General features: G+C 68.5%; 13 protein-coding genes. 1 reads left to right on the plus strand and 12 read right to left on the minus strand.

The window, feature by feature from the left end:
* Window positions 1-169 precede the first annotated feature (169 nt).
* The 12 genes from VKV26_14000 to VKV26_14055 all read right to left on the minus strand — a co-directional run bounded on the left by VKV26_14000 (window position 170) and on the right by VKV26_14055 (window position 14,467).
* The gene (locus VKV26_14000; GenBank protein ID HLZ71009.1) at window positions 170-3,187 is read right to left on the minus strand and encodes an AAA family ATPase; all 3,018 of its coding nucleotides are present in this window, start codon (window positions 3,185-3,187) and stop codon (window positions 170-172) included.
* A 136-nt stretch (window positions 3,188-3,323) separates the two neighbouring features.
* On the minus strand, window positions 3,324-4,586 hold the full coding sequence (locus VKV26_14005; protein HLZ71010.1) for a hypothetical protein: 1,263 nt from the start codon (window positions 4,584-4,586) through the stop codon (window positions 3,324-3,326).
* A gap of 195 nt (window positions 4,587-4,781) precedes the next feature.
* A complete protein-coding gene (gene sbcD, locus VKV26_14010; protein HLZ71011.1) occupies window positions 4,782-6,023 on the minus strand; it encodes an exonuclease subunit SbcD in 1,242 nt (413 codons plus the stop codon).
* A complete protein-coding gene (locus VKV26_14015) occupies window positions 6,020-6,301 on the minus strand; it encodes a hypothetical protein (protein HLZ71012.1) in 282 nt (93 codons plus the stop codon). The genes sbcD and VKV26_14015 overlap by 4 nt, the downstream gene beginning before the upstream one ends.
* 281 nt (window positions 6,302-6,582) lie before the next feature.
* Complete coding sequence (locus VKV26_14020; protein HLZ71013.1) at window positions 6,583-7,941, minus strand: glycine--tRNA ligase; 1,359 nt, start codon at window positions 7,939-7,941, stop codon at window positions 6,583-6,585.
* Window positions 7,942-8,240: 299 nt separating this feature from the next.
* A complete protein-coding gene (locus tag VKV26_14025) occupies window positions 8,241-9,029 on the minus strand; it encodes an enoyl-CoA hydratase-related protein (GenBank protein HLZ71014.1) in 789 nt (262 codons plus the stop codon).
* 108 nt (window positions 9,030-9,137) lie between these two features.
* Window positions 9,138-11,357, minus strand: coding sequence for a sodium-translocating pyrophosphatase (locus tag VKV26_14030; GenBank protein HLZ71015.1), 2,220 nt, complete (start codon window positions 11,355-11,357; stop codon window positions 9,138-9,140).
* A 341-nt stretch (window positions 11,358-11,698) separates the two neighbouring features.
* On the minus strand, window positions 11,699-12,391 hold the full coding sequence (locus VKV26_14035) for a haloacid dehalogenase (protein HLZ71016.1): 693 nt from the start codon (window positions 12,389-12,391) through the stop codon (window positions 11,699-11,701).
* Between the two features lie 25 nt (window positions 12,392-12,416).
* Window positions 12,417-12,761, minus strand: a complete 345-nt coding sequence (locus VKV26_14040; protein ID HLZ71017.1) for a zinc ribbon domain-containing protein — start codon at window positions 12,759-12,761, stop codon at window positions 12,417-12,419.
* Window positions 12,762-12,788: 27 nt separating this feature from the next.
* Window positions 12,789-13,172: a zinc ribbon domain-containing protein gene (locus VKV26_14045; GenBank protein ID HLZ71018.1), complete on the minus strand. Its 384-nt coding sequence runs from the start codon at window positions 13,170-13,172 to the stop codon at window positions 12,789-12,791.
* 201 nt (window positions 13,173-13,373) lie between these two features.
* A complete protein-coding gene (locus VKV26_14050; GenBank protein HLZ71019.1) occupies window positions 13,374-13,793 on the minus strand; it encodes a YraN family protein in 420 nt (139 codons plus the stop codon).
* A complete protein-coding gene (locus VKV26_14055; protein HLZ71020.1) occupies window positions 13,790-14,467 on the minus strand; it encodes a ribonuclease HII in 678 nt (225 codons plus the stop codon). The genes VKV26_14050 and VKV26_14055 overlap by 4 nt, the downstream gene beginning before the upstream one ends.
* Window positions 14,468-14,744: 277 nt before the next feature.
* Here VKV26_14055 and VKV26_14060 point away from each other — a divergent pair.
* Window positions 14,745-15,990 (plus strand): AAA family ATPase (locus VKV26_14060; GenBank protein ID HLZ71021.1); only part of this gene is annotated, 1,246 nt, incomplete at its 3' end.

Raw genomic sequence — 15,990 nt, forward strand, 5'->3', positions numbered from 1 at the left:
GGCGCCCGCGACGGGCGAGCGCGACGGCGGCCTTCACGGTCGAGGGTACCGGCAGGCGAAGCGGGGGCCATCCGCGAAACCGCTGAATCTTCGCAACGGAAAAATCATCCGCGCGTCGGCCGCCGTCCGGGTAACTACGTAGCCGTACGCAGCCGCACGTAGGCGGCCGTTAGACGAGGCCATGCCGAATGGCGTAGGCCACGGCCTCGCTGCGGCCACGGACGCCGATCTTGGCGTAGGTGCGCTGGATGTGCGTCTCGACGGTGCGCGGGCTGAGCACCAGGCGGTCCGCGATCTCCTTGTTGCTCAGCCCCGCCGCAAGCAGCTTCAGTACCTCGGCCTCACGCTCGCTGAGCCCATCGGGATATTCGGCCCGGCCGCGGCCGGCAGCAGCGGCAGCCGGTGCAGCCGCCTGCAGCACGGCGCTGAGCGCTTCGCAACGCCGCGTGAGGCTGGCCATGTCCAGCTTCACCGCCGTGGCCGCCGCCTGCGCCAGCAGCGCCGCGGCCCGCTCGCGGTCGCCGGGGGCGCCACGCGCCAGCAGCATGGCGGCATAGTTGCACTGCGCCACCGCCAGCCAGGGCAGGGCGCCGAGGCGGGCGTTCATCGCCAGCGCCGCTTCGAAGTGGCGTTCGGCATCCTCCCAGCGCTGCAGCGTCGTCGCCAGCAGCCCCAGGCAGCGGGCCACCGAGCCGGTGCAACCCGCGCCTCCGCTGATCACGACGTTGCAGCGTGCATAGGGCAGCAGGAGATCGTAGAGCTGGATCGCCCGCTCAGCATCGGCGAGGAAGGCACAACACTCGGCAAGCGATGTGAGCGACGTCAGCCAGAGGTTATCCTGCGGAATTGTCTCGAACCCGTCTGCCGCCACCGCTTCGAGCGTCACCCGGGCCTCGGCCTCAAGCTCCAGCTCGGCGTAGAGATAGGCCAGGCCGCAGCGCCATACCGCCATCGACGGGTACTCGGCGGCGAACCCCTGAAGCACCTCTTGCAGACCTTCCAGGCGGCCCTGGAGGATGCGCAGGATCAGCAGCAGCCCCGCGTGAGTCGTGCGTGCGTCCGCGCGCCCGGCGCGCTGAGCGAGGGCGAAGCCGGCTTCGGCTGCGGCTTCGGCCTCGCTGAAGCGCCCGCTCATGCAGGCGGTGGTGGATCGCAGGGCGGCGACCTGCGCCAAATGCACGGGCTGACGCAGACGCTCGGCAAGCGCAGCATAGGCCTCGATCGCCGCTTCGGCGCCGGCGGCATCGCCAAGCTCGAGCAGACAGATGGCGCACCAGCCGTGGCCGGAAAGCTCCAGCGCCAGGTTCTGCTCGGCCCGCGCAAGCTGCACCAGCTCTTCGCTACGTGCGAGCCGTCGTTCCGGGTCGAGGGCGCCGCTCAACACTTCGAAACGCAGCGCATAGGCCGTCGCCTCAGCATCAGCCAGGCGGCGAGCCATGGCGGCGCCGGCTGTTCCCAGTTCAAGGCTGCGCTCGACCTCGGGGAGGTGCCAGAGCTCGATCGCGAGCCGGATAAGCAGCATCGCCCGCTCGCGGCTGTCGCCCTGCTCCAGCATGGCGAGCGCCTCGCCGAGCAGGCGCGCCAGCTCCGGGTCGCCGCTGTGGCGCTGCGGAATGTCGGCGGCGATTCCCTGCACCGCGCGCACGAAGCGGGCCTTATCGCGCTGCGCGAGGGCAGCCGCCCGGAGGAACGTTTCGCGAGCGATGGCGACGTCGCCCGCCATACGCCGGGCATTGCCCAGGCTCAGCAGCAGATCGCAGCGAGCGCTGGGCGTGCTCTCCTCTGCCAGCTCTTCGACATCGTTGCCGGCCAGGTCGAGCACGTGCAGCGCGCTCGCGAAGTGCTCAGCTGCCTCCTCGTAGGCGTAAATCGTCAACGCGTGGTCGCCCGCCCAGCGCTCGTAGCGGGCCGCCTTGCCGGCGTCGCGGGCCGGCGCGGCGCGAACGAAATGACTAGCGAGTTCGGCAAGCTGCGCGCCCGCGCCGCCGCCGTACAGGCGCTCGAGCGCCTCGCCGGCCAGCCGGTGCAGGCGCATGCGGCGGGTGCTGGGCAGGTCTTCGTAGAGGATGTTGCGGATCAGCGCATGAGCGAAGCGATACCAACCCGCGCTTGCCGGCACCGCCTCGATGATGCCGCGCGTCTCGGCCTCCTCGAGGGCGTCAAGCACGTCTTCAGCCGAGAGGCGGGCGTCGGGCAGCACGGCGACCACCGCCTGCAAGGGGCGGAGCTGAAACTCCTGGCCGAGCACCGATGCCGTCGCCAGGGTGGCGATACACGCGTCGGAGAGCAGTTCCAGCCGCCGGCCGATCGCATCGCGAACCGTGTGCGGAATCGTCCATCTGATCGCGCCGGTCGGTGTGCCGCCCCAGGCATCGAGTCGCCCATCCGCGCTAAGCAGCCGAAGGATCTCCGAGGCGAAGAAGGGATTCCCCTCGGTTTCGCGCGTGACGAGATCGACGAGGGGTTCCGGCGGTTGTTTGCCGGTCACCGTGGCCACCAGGCGCGCGATGTCGGGCTTCGTGAGTCCGGCGAGCGGCAGGCGCAGCAGGATCGGCGAACGCGCGAGGTCGGCGAGCGCCCGAGCCAGCGGGCGGCCTCGCGTCGCCTCGTCGTCGCGGTAGGTGGCCAGGATTACGAGCGGCGCGTCGCGCAGCTCGCGCACCATGAACTGCAACTGGAGCAGCGAGGCCGAATCCGCCCAGTGCAGGTCGTCAAGTACGATCAGCAGCGGCTGGCGCCTGGCGGCGGCGAAGAGGAACCGCGCCAGGCCGTCGAACATCTGGAACTGGGCCTGGTCTGGCGCGATGGGCGGCGGCTCCGGCTGTGCGCCGATCAGATCGTGCAGTTCGGGCACGAGCTGGGCGACGATCGGCGCGGCCGTACCCAGTTCCGCGCGCAGGCGCTCCGGCTCGGCTTCGCGCAGGCAGCCGCGGATGACCTGCACCCAGGGCCAGAAGGGCGGAGCGCCCTCGCTCTCGTGGCAGCGCCCCCACAGGACCCGCAGGCCGCGCGCGGCGGCCGCCCGCGCGAGCTCTTCGGCGGTGCGTGTCTTGCCGATCCCCGCCTCGCCGTAGACGAGGGCAACGCTGCCGCCCTCGACCACGGCATCCAGCAGGGTGCCGAGCAGGGCCAGTTCTCGCTCGCGGCCGATGTAGGTCGTTGCGAGGGCCGAAGTGTGCAGATTCATGCCTATCTCGAATCGAACCTGTCGAGGCAGCCAGCATAGCGGCGTTGCCGCGAGTTTGCACGGCGCGAGCCCGTGAGCACCCCGTTCGAAACGTCCACCGCCGCGGAGTTCTCCGGCACAGCCGGATCGGCGCCCCTCAGAACGGATTGTCGCTCCGCAGAAGGACGTTCCGACCTGGTGGGTACCGCCGGTTCATCAGCTTGAGAAACGCGGCGAAGCCTTGCTGCCCGCTCTTGCGAGTAAGCGTCCGGTACGTGTCGCCCAGGGTGTTGCCACCGGCCGCGATGATGTTCCGCCAGCTCTGCTTGCGCTGGTAGCGCAGGTAGTTGAGAAAGAGCACGCCGCAGCCGACCGAGACGAGCTCCGTATCGCTGTGCACGTCATCGTTGACGAAATCAGGACGGTCGGGATTCCCGGCTGCATCGCGGTTGTTCAGCCAGTATGACCCGGCCAAAAAGCCGCCGAACGCCCGCGGGTGCAGCTCTTCTGCCAGCACGCGCGACAGGGCTTCGCCGTTGGTGTGACGGCAGCGCCAGCCGTTGTGCTTCGTCGCGGCGAAGACCTCGGCGATCTCGGCGGCCAGCATCATCGGCACGACGCCGGGCTGGAGCCCCATGACCGCGGAGCAGTGGATCTCGGTCGCGTGGCAGCTCTCGTGCATGGCGCCGAACACGCCCTCGTCGATGTAGACATCGAAGTGTGCCGGCGCTGCACCGCCTGGATTGGCGGCCATCCCGAAGTAGGCGCATAGCCGGGCATAGTCGGCCTCGCACGACGCGAAGATGTCGGCGGCGAGCGACTCCCCGACCGGCACGCCTGTGCTGTCGAGCCGCATGTCGTACCGGACGGTGAAATGGGTGACTCCAGGCGGAGGGTTCACCACGACGTACTGGACGTTGTCGTACTGGCGGATGCCGATCGTCGCTTCCGGCGGCAACTGCCGCGCCAGCGCGGCTGCCGCCGCGCGCGTCGCGCCACGGGGCGGCAGCGGAACCGCCACGCTCTCCGAAGCGACCGTGGTTCCCATGCTGATCTCCGCGCTGACCACGAGCCAGTGCGCCTCGTTCCGCACGACGTAGGTGAAGTGCGGCAACACGCCCTGCCTGACGGCGCCGGCGATCAGCCTCCCCATCGCCCGGTATTCGGCGTTGCCTGGACTGCCGAGCTGCTTCAGCTGATTGAGCGTGAACTGGTCATTGGCGGAGAGGGCGAGCGTTGCCGGACGAATCGGCGTAGCCAGATAGTCGAGCAAGTCGCGCTCGATCTCGTCGGCCGCCCGCTCGCGAGCGGCGCGGGGCAAACTGAAGACGTTTTGCAGGAAGGTGTTCCATTTCACCGGCATCGGCACGGCAACGGTACTGTTCACGGCGCCGCTGGGAATGATCGGTCCAAAGGCCACGGCGGGGTCTCCTTCGTCCATCGCTCGCGCACGCGCGGGTGAACGGCATTGCCGCGGGCAATGCCTTGCACGCACTGCTCACTCGACCTGATCAACGAAGCGGAATGCCGTCTTTGCACACGGTCGAGAAGAAAATCGTGCGGCGCGGCCCGCGTATCGTTGCGAGCATGGACGAGAAGCGCTGCGGCCCGCCGCCTACTCCGGCTCGTTCACGCCTTCCACGATGACGCGGGCGTGGCTGAGCAGTTGCTCGCGGTAGTCGGCCGGCGTCTCGCGGCTGTCGAAGTAGCGGCCGAGCGCGTCGAGCGGCGCCATGCGCTCCGGCGAGGCTTCGTCGAAGGCGCGGCGGCGGCGCTCCTGCACCAGGCTCTTGCTGATCGTCGCGACGACGTGCGCCCCGGCCAGCGCCTCGCGCACGTCGTTATCGCGCAGGGCGGCGTTCTGCGGTGGCGTAAGCGTGATCAGTACGCGCACGATCGCATCGCGCACGTCGGCGCGGCGGATGGCGGCGATCACGTCGCCGGTCGCGTCCTCGCCGCGCACGGTGACCTCGACCGTGACGAAGCGGCGCGCCCGCACGCGCCGGAACTCAACCTCGGTGACGCGCTGGCCCGCGGGCAGCGCCGGGTCGAGGGTGGCGACCATGAAGCCCTTGTCGTCGTGCTCCTCGCCGAAGTCGACGCGCTGCATCGAGCCGGCATAGTACATCGGCGGGCGCGAGCCGACCTGCTGCTGGATGTGGTGGTGACCCAGGGCCACGTAGTCGAAGCGATCGGCGTCCAGCACGCTCGGCTGCAGCGCGGGGAAACGGCCGACGGTCATCCAGTCTTCGCTGCCCGTCTTCACCTTCGATCCGTGCATGGCGATGTGCGCGGTGAGGATCGCGGGGATCGACGGATCGAGCGCCTCGGCTTCGTCGCGGATCGTGTCGCCGAGGATCTCCTCGATCTTGCGATCCACCTCGTCGATGCTGAGGGCACGGTGCTCCTCTTTGGTGAGCAGCGTGCTGCGGCTGGGCCAGGGCACGCCGACGATCTGCACGGGGCCGCCGCGCGTCTGCACGCGCGTGGTGCCGATGCGCGAGCCGAGGTAGACGTTTTCGACCTGCAACGTGCGGAAGATCTCCAGCGCGTTGGCGCGGGCGGCGGCGTTGGGCAGGTCGTGGTTGCCGATCAAGAGATAGACGGGGATGCCGCTCGAGGCGAGCCTGTGCACGCGTTTGGCGAACTCGCGCTGGTGCGTCTGCGTCGGATCGCGCGTCTTGTAGGCGTCGCCGGCGAAGACAACGAGGTCCGCCTGCTCGCCCAGCGCGTACTCGACGAGCTCGTCGAAGGCGCCGAGGAAGTCCAGCAGGCGCGAGGGCAGGCCCGTCTCCGGGTCGGGTCGGCTGTAGTTCTCCACGCCGATGTGCAGGTCGGCGAAGTGGATGAGTTTCACGGGGCCGTCCTGGGGCGAATTGCAACGATGTGGGAGACAAGGAAATAGAATGTAGGAGATAGGAAATAGGGGAAGGACGGCCGAGGGCCGGAGGACGTCTCCGCGCTCACTTTCCTTCCCTTGCCCTCCGTACGTTTCGGCGCATGGACGTGAGCATACGGCCGATCTCCAGCATCATGGCGCGGGTTCGCTGCTTCCCCGGCCGGGAACCAGCCGATTTGCTCGCAGAGCGTGAGCAACGTTTCCACCTCTGCCAGCGAGCCTTGCGCGATAGACAAGAATTGCGCCTTTTCGGCACGTGACTCCCGCGCCCAACTTCCGCCACGTTCGTCGGCACGGAAACCGCCGCCCGCGTGATCTGCGAGCGCATTCCGTTTATCTCCTCATGCGGCAGTCGCGGCGCCAGCGCGTAGATCGACCGCGCCATCGCCATACCCTTCTGCCACACGATCAACTGCCAATAGGCCGGGCCACCGCTCCTCTTCTCATGCTCGTCCGCGGCCAACCCACGGTCTCCTGGAGACCACCCTCTATTTCCTATTTCCTGTATCCTATTTCCTCATTCCTTGGGCAGCTCCGGCTCGTAGCCCGCGGCCAGGGCGGCCGAACGCGCCACGGCCGCGTCGTGGCGCTCGCGCAGCGCCGCCAGCAGGCCGCCGATCGGCACGCGCTCCTGCGCCATGCTGTCGCGCTCGCGGATCGTCACGGCCTGGTCCGCTTCGACGGTTTGGAAGTCCACGGTCACGCACCAGGGCGTGCCGATCTCGTCCTGGCGGCGGTATCGGCGGCCGATCGCCTGCGAGTCGTCGTACTGCGTGACGAAGTGCGGCCGCAGCAGCTCCCAGACGCGGCGCGCGGTGGGCGTCAGCTTCTCGTTGCGGCTGAGCGGCAGGATCGCCACCGTCACCGGCGCGATCGTTGGGTGCAGATGCAGCACCGTGCGCTTCTCGCCGTTCTCCAGCGTCTCCTCGTCGTAGGCGTCGCAGAGCAGGGCGAGAAAGGTACGGTCCACACCGGCGGCCGGCTCGACCACATAGGGAACGATGTGCTGTTTGCTCTCTTCGTCGAAGAAGCTGAGCTGCTGGCCAGAAAGCTCGCTGTGCTGGCGCAGGTCATAGTCGCTGCGCGAGGCGATGCCCTCCAGCTCCTGCCAGCCGATCGGATAGAGATACTCGATGTCCGTCGTGCCGATCGAGTAGTGCGCCAGCGCCTCTTTGGGATGCATGAGATAGCGCAGCTTCTCCGGCTTGATGCCCAGGCGCAGGAACCAGCGAAAACGCTCCTTGCGCCAGTAATCGTAGGCGGCGTGGTGCTCGCCGGGCTTTACAAAGTACTCCATCTCCATCTGCTCGAACTCGCGCGTTCGAAAAATGAAGTTGCCGGGCGTGATCTCATTGCGGAAGCTGCGGCCGTTCTGCGCGATGCCGAAGGGCAGCTTCTTGCGCGTGCTGGTGAGCACGTTCTCGAAGTTAATGAACATGCCCTGCGCGGTCTCCGGCCGCAGATAGGCGACGTTCTCCTCCGACTGCACCGGGCCGACGTACGTCTGCATCATCATGTTGAACAGGCGCGGCTCGGTGAACTGGCCGGTCATGCCGCAGTCGGGGCAGGGGCCGGCGAGGTCGATATGGTCGGCGCGGAAGCGCGACTGGCAGTTCTTGCAGTCCACCATCGGGTCGTTGAAGGTGCTAACGTGGCCGGAGGCGACCCAGACCTTCGGGTTGGTGATGACCGTCGCTTCGAGGCCGACGACGTCGTCGCGCTCCTGCACCATCGCCCGCCACCAGGCGTTGCGGATGTTGCGGCGCAGCTCGGCGCCGAGCGGACCGTAGTCCCAGGCGTTGGCGAAGCCGCCGTAGATCTCGGCGGCCGGGTAGACAAAACCGCGCCGCTTGCAAAGGGAGACGAGCGTCTCCATATCGACGGAAGTGCTCGAAGTCTGGGTCACCAAGCCTGTCCTCTCGTCCGCCGCTGGCTGCGACGGCGGCGCCGTGCGCTGCGATCGTTGGAACAAATGTATGTACGAACCGTATCAATCCGGCGGGATGGGGTCAAACGGCGCGGCCGGTCGGCCCTCACCGCATTTCACATCCCCCTCTCCCAATCCTGGGCGAGGGGGACTCTGTGTCGCGCCTTCAGCCCAACCCTCCGTCTATCGATCTCCCCTTCCCCTAGAATTGGGGGCCAAGGAATGAACCGGGGGATGGGGGCCCGGTCTCAGCGCCCCTGCCAGGCCGCCGGGCGCTTCTCGGCGAAGGCGGTTGGGCCTTCGACGCTGTCCGACGTGGTGCGGATGATGCGTGAGAGCAACGCCTCGATGCGCAGCCCCTCGTCCAGCGGCGCGTCGTAGCCGCGATAGGCCGACTCCTTGATCGCCCGCAGGGAGAGCGGCGCGTTCTGACAGATGCGCTCGGCCAGCCTGCGTGCGGCCGGCAGCACCTCCGTTGCCGGCACGACGTGGTTGACCAGGCCCACGCGGTACGCCTCCTGCGCGGTGATGCGGTCGCCGGTGAACATCATCTCCAGCGCGACGCCGAAGGGAATCAGGCGCGGCAGCCGCTGCGTGCCGCCGCCGCCGGGAATGATGCCGCGCATCACCTCGGCCAGGCCGAAGGTCGCATGCTCGGCGGCGATGCGGATGTCGCAGGAGAGCGCCAGCTCCAGCCCGCCGGCCAGACAGTAGCCGTTGACCGCGGCGATCACCGGCTTCCAGATCGGCAGGCCGCGATTGAGGGCGGGCGTCTCCGGCTCCCAGAAGGCGTCGTGGCCACCCTCGTGCAGGGCGCGGTTGCGCTGGCTCATCTCCTTCAGGTCGGCGCCGGCGCTGAAGGCGCGCTCGCCCGCGCCGGTGACGATCGCCACCCAGGCCTGGGACGTGTCGCGAAAGCGCTCGAACGCCCCGCGCAGCAGCGTGCGCAGCGGCGTGTTGAGCGCGTTCATCGCCTCCGGGCGGTTCAGCGAGATCGTGGCGATGTGGCCATCCAGCTCGTAGAGAACCTCGTTCACGGGATACCTCCTCGTGCCGTACCGACAGAAACGGGGCGACGGCCCGAAGACCGCCGCCCCGCAGCGTACCGCATCCGCGGCCGAGCTTACCTGATCACCACTCGGCCACTACTTGGCGATGAACAGCGGCGCCAGCACCAGCGTGATCGTGCTGAGCAGCTTGACCAACACGTGCAGCGCCGGGCCCGCCGTGTCCTTGAAGGGGTCGCCGACGGTGTCGCCGACGACGGCGGCGGCGTGCGTGGGCGAGCCTTTGCGCACGATAGCGCCGGCCTCGTCCTTCATTTCGCCCGATTCGATGTACTTCTTGGCGTTGTCCCAGGCGCCGCCGCTGTTGTTGAGGAAGGTGGCGACGATGATGCCGCCGATCGTGCCGATGATCAGCACGCCGGTCACAGCCTGCCAGCCGGCGTCCTTGTTATTCAGCGGCCCCTGGCCGAGCAGGCGGAAGACCACGCCGACGGCTATCGGCAGGCCGACGGCGAGGAGGCCCGGCGCCACCATCTTGCGCAGCGCGGCGCGGGTGGTAATGTCCACCGCGCGGCCGTAGTCCGGCTTCACCGTGCCGTCCATGATGCCCGGATTCTCGCGGAACTGGCGTCGCACCTCTTCAATAATCTCGCCCGCCGCGCTGCCCACGGCGCGGATCGCAAGCGACGAGAAGAGGAAGACGAGCATCACGCCCAGCACGCCGCCCACGAACACTTCGACGCTGCCCAGGTCGGCGACCGGCGCTCGACCGATGACCTCCTTGACCTTATCCAGGTAGGCGCTGAACAGCAGGAACGCCGCCAGCCCGGCCGAGGCCACGGCATAGCCCTTGGTCAGCGCCTTCGTCGTGTTGCCCACCGTGTCCAACGAGTCCGTAATATGCCGCGCGCCCTCCGGAGCGCCGGCCATCTCCGTAATGCCGCCGGCGTTGTCGGTGATCGGGCCGAACGTATCCATGGCAAGGATGTAGGCGGCGGACATCAGCATGCCCATTGTGGCTACGGCCGTGCCGAAGACGCCGGTCTGCACCGATGTCGGCGCCGGGATATTCGTAACCACCGTCTTGATCTCGGCGTGGGCGCCGAAGATGAAGGCGGCCACAAGCGCCGAGCCGATCACGATCGCGGTGACAGCCGTCGTCTCGAAACCCACCGCGGTGCCGATGATGATGTTCGTGGCCGGGCCGGTGCGCGAGGCAGCCGCGATCTCCTGCACCGGCCGCCAGGCACCCGCCGTGTAGTACTGCGTGATGTAGACGAAGGCGATGCCGGTAGCGATCCCGACCAGACCGCAGAAGAAGAACCAGTACCACTGGCTGCCGAGCATGGCGCTCGTGGCGATCAGCAGGCCGATGACGGAGAGGATCGAACAGACGTAGTAGCCGCCGTTGAGCGGCTGCATCGGGTCTTGCTGACCCTCCTCCCTGGCGAAGAAGGGGACGGAGAGCAGGCCGAGGATCGTGGCGATGATACCGAAAGAGCGCAAGACGAGCGGGAAGAAGATCCATTTGATGTCGTTGGTAGCGCTGAAGATCGCCACGCCGAGGATCATGGCGCCGATGTTCTCGGCCGACATCGACTCGAACAGGTCGGCGCCGCGGCCGGCGCAGTCGCCGACGTTGTCGCCCACCAGGTCGGCCACCACGGCCGCGTTGCGCGGGTCGTCTTCGGGGATGCCGGCCTCGATCTTGCCCACCAGGTCGGCGCCCACGTCCGCCGCCTTGGTGTAGATGCCGCCGCCCAGCTGGGCAAACAGGGCGACGAAGCTGGCGCCGAAACCGAAGCCGACGATCAGGAAGGGCGTTGAGCCGACCGGATTGCCGAGCAGCTTGCTGTAGATGCCGAAGATGCTGGAGACGCCGAGCAGCGAGAGCGCGGTGACGAGGAAGCCGGAGACGGCGCCGCCGCGCAACGCGACGGTGATCGCCGCGCGCAGGTTGCGCTGGGCCGCCGCGGCAGTGCGCAGGTTGGAGCGTACGGAGATGTACATGCCGATGAAGCCGGAGACGCCGGAACAGGCGGCGCCGACCAGGAAGGCGATGCCGGCCAGCAGCCCCTGGGCGCCGGCGCTCACCGTCTTCGACTGGTTGAGCGGGTCGTGCACGTCGCTGGCCGTGGCGGCGACGATCACGCCGATGATGATCGCCACGACGATGGAAAGCGCGGCGATCGTCTGATACTGGCGCCGCAGGAAGGCCATCGCGCCCTCAAAGATGCGGTCGGCGATGTCCTGCATGGCCGCGGTGCCGGTGTCGTAGGTCAGTACGTCGCGCGCCAGCCAGCCCGCGAACAGCACCGCGATGACACCGACGATGGGTACGATCCACACGATACCCATGCCGTGCGCTCCCTTCTCGTCTCGGCGAATCCGTCCAAGCGGTAACGGGGAAGCCCGTTGGTATGCGAAGCGCCGGACCGGAAACGCGCACGTAACCGCCCAGCGCCCATCGATTGTGGAATGTATCAGCCGCCTATCCTACGTTCAAGCGCAGGCGCCGGGCAAAGAGGCGCCAAGCGGATAGTTCGCTACGGGAGTTGATTGCAGCGCGCCGCCAGCCCTCAACCCAGGGTCGGTCTCATCGTCCCAATCGCGGGAGAGGGGAGCTTCGGACCGGAGCTGGGGAGGCTCTGCGCCATGCCTTCAGCCCTAACCGCTCCGTGCATCGATCACCCCTTCCCCTAGAATTGGGGGAAGGGGTCGGGGGATGGGGGTCCGAGCAGCCGCGCCTCGAACGCCGCGAGCCGGCCTTCGAGCCGGGTTTGCAGGGCGGCCGTGGTCAGGTCGCCGCGGGTGCGCTCCAAGATGCCGCGGGTCACGTCCGTGGTGCGGCGCAGGCCGCCGGTGAGCGCGTCTGGATAGTCCACGGTCACGAGCACGTCATAGATATCGTCCATGGCGCGCAGGAAGCGCTCGCAGCGGGCGATGTCGCCGTCGCGCAGGCTGTCGAGCAGGTAGCGGCGCAGCTCGCCCACGGCCTCGCCCATGCCGTTGAGATAGGCGGCATGCTCCACGGCAAGCTCGGCGGGAGCCGGCAGCGGCTCGCCGGCCACCAATGCCAGCGTGAGCGCCGCCTCGGCGTGCTCCTTCTGCGCATCGTGCACGAAGCCGGCGAAGAAGATGTCGGCGTGGCCCTCCAGCGCCTCGCGGATCTGGCGCAACAGCGTCGTGGCCTGCCCGAGCAATTCGCGGGCGCGGGAAAACTCGTCGCGGTGCGTGGCGCGGATGCCGTTGGCGGAGAGGCGAATCACCTCGCGGCAGAGCGGCAGCGCCCGCTCGCGCGCTGCATGCTTGGCCACCAGGTTTTCCCGCACGCCAGCCATGATGCGGTCGAGCTGCGGCGCCAGGCCATCAGCGGCTACGGGCTCGGCCATCGCTCGGCTCCTCGCGCCGCGCCGGTTAGAGATCCTTGACCGGCTCCGGGAACTCGCCCTGGCGGGCGGCATCGATCATCGTGCGTGCCTCGGAGGGCAGCTCCATGCCCATCTCGTCGAAGCGTTTTTCGACCCAGCGGCCGATCTGGCGCGGGTCTTTGTAGGCGTCCGGCCCGGCGCCCGGCTCCGGCGTACCGTACTGCTCCAGGATCTGCTGCTCGCTGCGGTGATAGGCGAACTTGGACGGAGCGCGCTCCAGCGCCGCGCTGCCGCAGTGGCTGCACGCCGGCTCGACGGCCTGCGAGACGCTGCGCGTGAACACACTCGTCAGGCGGCCGCATTCTTTACAGCGGTATTCGTAGATGGGCATCGCCGCCCTCGCTCGTACTGAATCAGCTCAAAAGTCGTCGCCGAATTCGTCGCCGCCGTCGAAACCGCCGTCATCGAACTCGTCGTCATCGTCGGGCAGTTCGCCGGCTTCCATGCGCGAGAGCATGCCGTCGAACTCGGGGCCGAGGTCTTCGCCGCTCTCCTGCTGCATGCGCCGCGCCCACTGCGCCATCGCCCGCGGGTCTTCGTCCTCCAGCCCGTCGATGTACGACTCTTCGTCCGCGCTGCCGAACTCGCTGACGGACCGGTGCACGGCGAAGCGCGAGACGAGCCGGCGCAGCTCTGCGCCGCCGCAGGTGGGGCAGCGTTCGCCGCCCGCGGCGCTGACGCTGCGGCGGAAGACCTCGACCCGCTTGCGGCAATCGTTGCAGAAGAATTCGTAGATCGGCATCGCTGGCTCGCCTCTCCAGCATAACGGCGCCGGGCGTGAGGGCCAACGGGCCATCGGCCCTCATCCCCAACCCTTCCCCCAATCCTGGGTCAGGCGCTCCGCTCACGGTGCGGTTAGCCCGCCGCCCCGACGCCGCCCCGTACGATCCCCCTCACCCAGGATTGGGAGAGGGACCCGGGGGTGAGGGCCGAAAGCGCAGGCTCACCCCTCGATCGCGTTCTCGACGATCTGCACGTCGATGACCTTGCCGGTGCGGTCCAACGTGACGGCGGCGAGGTCGATGCGCGCCTCCTGCGGCAGCTCCGGGTGCTCGGCCAGGAACTGCTCGGCGGCGGTGAGCAGGTGGCGGCGCTTGGCCGGCGTGATCGACCAGAGGGCCGAGCCGAGGTCGCCCTCGCGCCGGGCGCGCACCTCGACCAGCACCGTCTGGCCGTCTTTCAGCGCGACGATGTCGATCTCGCCCGGGCCGGCCCGCGCGTTCCGCCCGACGATACGGTAGCCCGCGCGCTCCAACCGCCCCGCCGCCAGCCGCTCCGCGAAGGCGCCGAGCGCGCGGCGCGTGTCTGGGCGGCGAGGCGGGCCGGCCGCGGCTGGGCGTTTGTCGTCGTGATTCTGCGTCAAGGCCGGTGTTCCGGCTCTCGCTCGCCTTCGAGGCGCAGCGGGGCGAAGGAGCGGCGGTGGATGGGCGTGGGGCCGAGGCGGGCGAGGGCGGCGAGGTGCTCGGCGGTGGCGTAGCCGCGATTGCGGCCGAAGCCGTAGCCCGGAAAGCGGTGGTCGAGGCCATCCAGCATGCGGTCGCGCGCGACCTTGGCGATGATGGACGCGGCGGCGATCGCGCTGCAGCGGGAATCGCCGCGGATGATCGCCTCCTGCGGCTGCGGCACGCCGTCCAGGTGGAAGGCGTCGAGCAGCAGTGCCTCCGGCGCCGGGGCCAGCAGGACGACGGCCCGGCGCATCGCCTCGCGCGCCGCGGCGGCGATGCCGATCTCGTCGATGCGCCGGGCGCTGGCAACGCCGACGCCGTAGGCCGGCGCCTCGCGGCGAATCAGGCAGGCCAGCCGCTCGCGCTGCGCCGGGGCGAGCAGCTTGCTGTCGCGCAGCTCCCGGAGCCAGGCCGGATCGCGGCGCGGCAGGATCACGGCGGCGGCCACCACCGGCCCCGCCAGCGGCCCGCGGCCGACCTCGTCCACGCCGGCGACGCGCCGGAAGCCGAGCGCCTGCCAGTCGTGCTCGATCTCTCGATCCGGCACGGTGGCTGCCCACGCCACGGCCTTCAGGCCCGTGTTCCCGATCACGCCAACGACGCCTGAAGGCGTCGTTCGGGCCGAAGTCGGTCGTTTCATGCTGTGCCGTGCGTCACTTCAACGCCTAGCCGAATGGGCGATAGTATCAGTAGCCCGTTCTTCGTTGGCGGGTTCCTCAAGCGATGGTATACTTTTGCTAGAGTAGCTATCGCCGCTCACCGCAGCGCGCCTCGGGCCGGCGTTCCGGCCGCTGGTACGCTGGTCCCGAACCGGAGCTGCCATGTATTCCCGTTGGCTCAGGAACAGCTTTATCTATCTGCTGATCCTGGTGGCGGTCATCGCCATCGTCTTCAGCTTCTTCGCCGGGGGCAGCAGCACCCCGAGCAAGCCGCTGGGCCAGGTCGTGACCGACGCCCGCAGCGGCAACATCAAGCAGATCGACGTTCAAGGCAACAGCCTCTCCGTCACCCTGAACGACGGCTCGAAGTACCACTCGCGCAAGGAAGACGGTGGCACCGTTTACAGCGTGCTGAACGACGCCCACGTCGACCCGGCGCAGATCGAGAAGGTGCCGGTCAACGTCAAGGAGCCGAGCCAGTTCGGCAACTGGCTGGGCATCCTCTTCAACTTCCTGCCGCTGATCATCTTCGGCGCCATCCTGCTGTTCATGATGCGCCAGGCGCAGGGCTCCAACTCGCAGGCGATGAGCTTCGGCAAGAGCCGGGCGCGCATGTTCACCGGCAATAAGCCGACCGTCACCTTTGTCGACGTCGCCGGTGTGGATGAGGCGAAGGAGGAGCTCGCCGAAGTCGTCGAGTTCCTCAAGTACCCGGAGAAGTTCGCCGCGCTCGGCGCGCGCATTCCGCGCGGCGTGCTGCTGGTCGGCCCGCCCGGCACCGGCAAGACGCTGCTGGCCAAGGCGGTCGCCGGCGAGGCCGATGTCCCGTTCTTCAGCCTCAGCGGTTCGGACTTCGTCGAGATGTTCGTCGGCGTCGGCGCCGCCCGTGTCCGTGATCTCTTCGGCAACGCCGAGAGCCAGGCCCCCTGCATCATCTTCATTGACGAGCTCGATGCCCTCGGCAAGACCCGCACCGGCGCCGCCGTCGGCGGCCACGACGAACGCGAGCAAACCCTCAACCAGCTCCTTGTCGAGATGGACGGCTTCGACTCGAATCGCGGCGTCATCATCATGGCCGCCACCAACCGGCCCGAAACCCTCGACGCGGCCCTCTTGCGCCCGGGACGCTTTGACCGCACCGTGGTTGTCGATCGTCCCGACATCAATGGCCGCGAGGCGATCCTCAAGGTGCACGTCCGCAACGTCAAGGTTTCACCGAATGTCGATCTGCGGCATGTCGCCAGCCTGACGCCCGGCTCGGTCGGCGCCGACCTGGCCAACCTCGTCAACGAGGCCGCCCTCATGGCCGGACGCAGCGGCAAGGAAATGGTCATGATGGAGGACTTCGACGAGGCCGTCGAGCGCGGCGCCGTCGGCCTCAAGCGCCAGAGCCGGATCATGCACGACGACGAGAAACAACGCGTCGCCTACCACGAAGCCGGGCATGCCCTCGTCG

The organism is Dehalococcoidia bacterium, assembly GCA_035310145.1.
Classification (GTDB): domain Bacteria; phylum Chloroflexota; class Dehalococcoidia; order CAUJGQ01; family CAUJGQ01; genus CALFMN01.

What these genes read in the sequence shown, in the direction of transcription:
- VKV26_14000 (HLZ71009.1), bottom strand. Translation starts at nt 3,187, where the DNA reads ATGAATCTGCACACTTCGGCCCTCGCAACGACCTACATCGGCCGCGAG.
- VKV26_14040 (HLZ71017.1), bottom strand. Translation starts at nt 12,761, where the DNA reads ATGCCCATCTACGAATACCGCTGTAAAGAATGCGGCCGCCTGACGAGT.
- VKV26_14030 (HLZ71015.1), bottom strand. Translation starts at nt 11,357, where the DNA reads ATGGGTATCGTGTGGATCGTACCCATCGTCGGTGTCATCGCGGTGCTG.
- VKV26_14035 (HLZ71016.1), bottom strand. Translation starts at nt 12,391, where the DNA reads ATGGCCGAGCCCGTAGCCGCTGATGGCCTGGCGCCGCAGCTCGACCGC.
- VKV26_14045 (HLZ71018.1), bottom strand. Translation starts at nt 13,172, where the DNA reads ATGCCGATCTACGAATTCTTCTGCAACGATTGCCGCAAGCGGGTCGAG.
- VKV26_14020 (HLZ71013.1), bottom strand. Translation starts at nt 7,941, where the DNA reads ATGGAGACGCTCGTCTCCCTTTGCAAGCGGCGCGGTTTTGTCTACCCG.